The sequence below is a fragment of the Saccharomonospora halophila 8 genome, assembly GCF_000383775.1.
Classification (GTDB): Bacteria; Actinomycetota; Actinomycetes; order Mycobacteriales; family Pseudonocardiaceae; genus Saccharomonospora; species Saccharomonospora halophila.
This window is the reverse complement of record NZ_KB912488.1, coordinates 11982-15136: the sequence shown is the minus strand read 5'-3', so window position 1 is coordinate 15136 and position 3155 is coordinate 11982. Positions and strand designations below refer to the sequence as shown.

Genomic DNA, 3155 nt, shown 5'->3' with positions numbered 1-3155 from the left:
GTCCGCCCGCGAAACGCGCCACCCCCACGGCCCGGGTGGCGCGTTTCGCGGGCGGACCGTCCCCTCCCGGGCGGGGCGGCGTGCGGGGGTGGCCGGTGTCGTTACGCTGAGGGGCGTGTGTGGAATCGTGGGATACGTCGGGCATCGTCAGGCCCTCGACGTCGTGCTCGGTGGGCTTCACCGGATGGAGTACCGGGGCTACGACTCGGCGGGCGTCGCCATGGCCACCAGTGGGCAGACACTGACGGTCGAACGTCGGGCGGGTCGGCTGGCCAACCTCGAAGCGGCCCTCGATGCCACCGGGCGGGACACGTTCGCCGGGACGGTGGGTATGGGCCACACCCGGTGGGCCACCCACGGGCCGCCGGTCGACCGCAACTCCCACCCGCACCGGGACGCCACCGGCCGGGTCGCCGTGGTCCACAACGGCATCATCGAGAACTTCGCCGGGCTGCGCGCCGAGCTGGAGGCCGCCGGCGTCGAGCTGAGCAGCGACACCGACACGGAGACGACCGCACACCTCATCGCCCGCGCCTACACCGACGGCGAGACGGCGGGTGACCTCCCGGCCAGCGTCCGATCGGTCTGCCGCAGGCTCGAGGGCGCGTTCACCCTCGTGGTGACCCACGCCGACCAGCCGGACCTGGTCGTCGCCGCACGTCGCTCGTCGCCGCTGGTCGTGGGGGTCGGCGAGGGCGAGATGTTCGTCGCCTCCGACGTCGCCGCGTTCATCGAGCACACCCGGGACGCCGTCGAGCTCGGGCAGGACCAGCTCGTCGCGATCGGCCGGAACGGGTACGAGATCACCGACTTCGCCGGGGACGCCGCTGAGGGCAAGCCGTTCACCGTCGACTGGGATCTCTCCGCCGCCGAGAAGGGCGGCCACGAGTACTTCATGCTCAAGGAGATCGAGGAACAGCCCGAGGCGCTGGCCAACACGCTGCGCGGCCACTTCCAGGACGGCCGGGTCGTGCTCGACGAGCAGCGGATGTCCGACCAGGATTTGCGCGACGTGGACAAGGTCTTCGTCGTGGCCTGCGGCTCGGCGTACCACTCGGGTCTGGTGGCGAAGTACGCGATCGAGCACTGGTGCCGCCTACCGGTGGAGGTCGAACTGGCGAGCGAGTTCCGCTACCGCGACCCGGTGCTGGACCGCGACACCCTGGTGGTGGCGGTGTCCCAGTCCGGGGAGACGGCCGACACCCTCGAGGCGGTACGGCACGCCCGCGAGCAGAAGGCGCGGGTGCTCGCGGTCTGCAACACCAACGGCGCCCAGATCCCCCGGGAGTCCGACGCCGTGCTCTACACGCACGCGGGCCCGGAGATCGGGGTGGCCTCCACGAAGGCGTTCCTCGCGCAGGTGGCGGCCAACTACCTCGTCGGCCTGGCGCTCGCCCAGGCGCGCGGCACCAAGTATCCGGACGAGGTCGCCGGCGAGTTCGCCGAGCTGGAGGCGATGTCGTCGGCGGTGCACAAGACGCTGGAGACCCTGGAGCAGGTGCGGGGCCTGGGCAGGCGGCTGGCCGAGTCCAAGGCGGTGCTGTTTCTCGGCAGGCACGTCGGCTACCCGGTGGCGCTGGAGGGTGCGCTCAAGCTGAAGGAACTCGCCTACATGCACGCCGAGGGCTTCGCGGCGGGCGAGCTGAAGCACGGGCCGATCGCGCTGATCGAGGACGACCTCCCCGTGGTGGTGGTGATGCCGTCGCCGAAGGGGCGCGCGGTGCTGCACTCGAAACTGGTGTCGAACATCAGTGAGATCCAGGCACGGGGCGCGCGCACCATCGTGATCGCCGAGGAGGGCGACGACCGGGTGCGTCCGTTCGCGGACGAGCTGGTGGAGATCCCCGCCGTGCCCACGCTGCTGCAACCGCTGGTGTCGACGGTTCCCCTGCAGGTGCTCGCCGCCGAGATCGCCCGTGCCCGCGGGTTCGACGTCGACAAGCCGCGCAACCTCGCCAAGTCGGTGACGGTCGAGTAGGCGGACCCCGTGCGCGGCATCTGGACCTCCGCACACGTGCGCGCCGCCGAGGAGCGGCTGCTGCGGGTGACCCCCGAGGGTGCGCTGATGCGCAGGGCGGCCTACGGGGTGTCGGTGCGGGCCGCCGCGATGCTGTCCGAGCACACCGGGGGCGTTTCCGGCAGGCGGGTGGTCCTCGTCGTCGGCGCGGGGAACAACGGTGGGGACGCGCTGTGGGCCGGTGCGTTCCTGCGTCGGCGCGGTGTCGCCGTCACCGCGCTGCTGTTGCGACCGGACAGGGCGCACCCGGAGGGTCTGGCGGCGTTCCGGCGGGCGGGGGGACGTGCCGTCGCGGTCGGCGCGGACGTCGGCGCGGACGACACCGCCGACGTGACCGACCGGATCGACGCGGCGGACCTGGTGATCGACGGGGTCGTCGGGATCTCGGGGTCGGGCGCGTTGCGTCCGGACGCGGCGGCCGTGTTCGACCGGGTGAGCGCCCCGGTGCTCGCGGTCGATCTGCCGAGCGGCGTGGACCCGGACAGTGGTGCCGTCGCCGGTCCGGCGGTGTCCGCGGACGTCACCGTCACGTTCGGGGCTTGCAAGCCGGTGCACGTGCTGGCGCCGCAGCGTTGCGGGGAGGTCGTCCTCGTCGACATCGGGCTCGGGCCCGAATTGGGTGAGCCCGACCTGCGCAGGTTGGACGCCGCGGAGGTGGCGTCGGCGTGGCCCCTGCCCGGCCCGGACGACAACAAGTACACCCAGGGAGTGACCGGGGTCGCGGCCGGCTCGTCGACGTACCCGGGTGCGGCGGTGCTGGCTTCGGCGGCGGCCGTGCGGGCCACGGCCGGGATGGTGCGCTACGCCGGGCCCGCCGCTGACGTCGTCCGGTCCCACTGGCCGGAGGTGGTGGCCACGGGGTCGGTATTCGACGCGGGCCGGGTGCAGTCGTGGATCGTCGGTCCCGGCATCGGCACCGGTTCCGCGGGCAGGGACGTGCTGACGCACGTACTCGGGCAGGGCGTGCCGGTGTGTGCCGATGCCGATGCGCTGACGCTCGTCGCGCAGCACCCGGAGGTGCTGGACGCCCGGGATCCGGACACGCCGCTCGTGCTCACCCCGCACGACGGGGAGTTCGAGCGGCTCACCGGCCGGGCGCCGGGGACCGACCGGGTGGCCGCGGTGCGGGAGGCGGCCC

Annotated in this window: 2 protein-coding genes; both read left to right on the top strand. The window is 73.1% G+C overall.

Annotated elements, in window-relative coordinates; all coding sequences use genetic code 11:
• Positions 1-115 precede the first annotated feature (115 nt).
• Positions 116-1978 carry a glutamine--fructose-6-phosphate transaminase (isomerizing) gene (gene glmS, locus SACHA_RS0102720; RefSeq protein WP_028662829.1) on the top strand — a complete coding sequence of 621 codons (1863 nt, stop codon included), beginning with the start codon at positions 116-118 and terminating at the stop codon, positions 1976-1978.
• A 9-nt stretch (positions 1979-1987) separates the two neighbouring features.
• A partial coding sequence (locus SACHA_RS19980; RefSeq protein ID WP_019807021.1) for an NAD(P)H-hydrate epimerase occupies positions 1988-3155 on the top strand: 1168 nt, incomplete at its 3' end.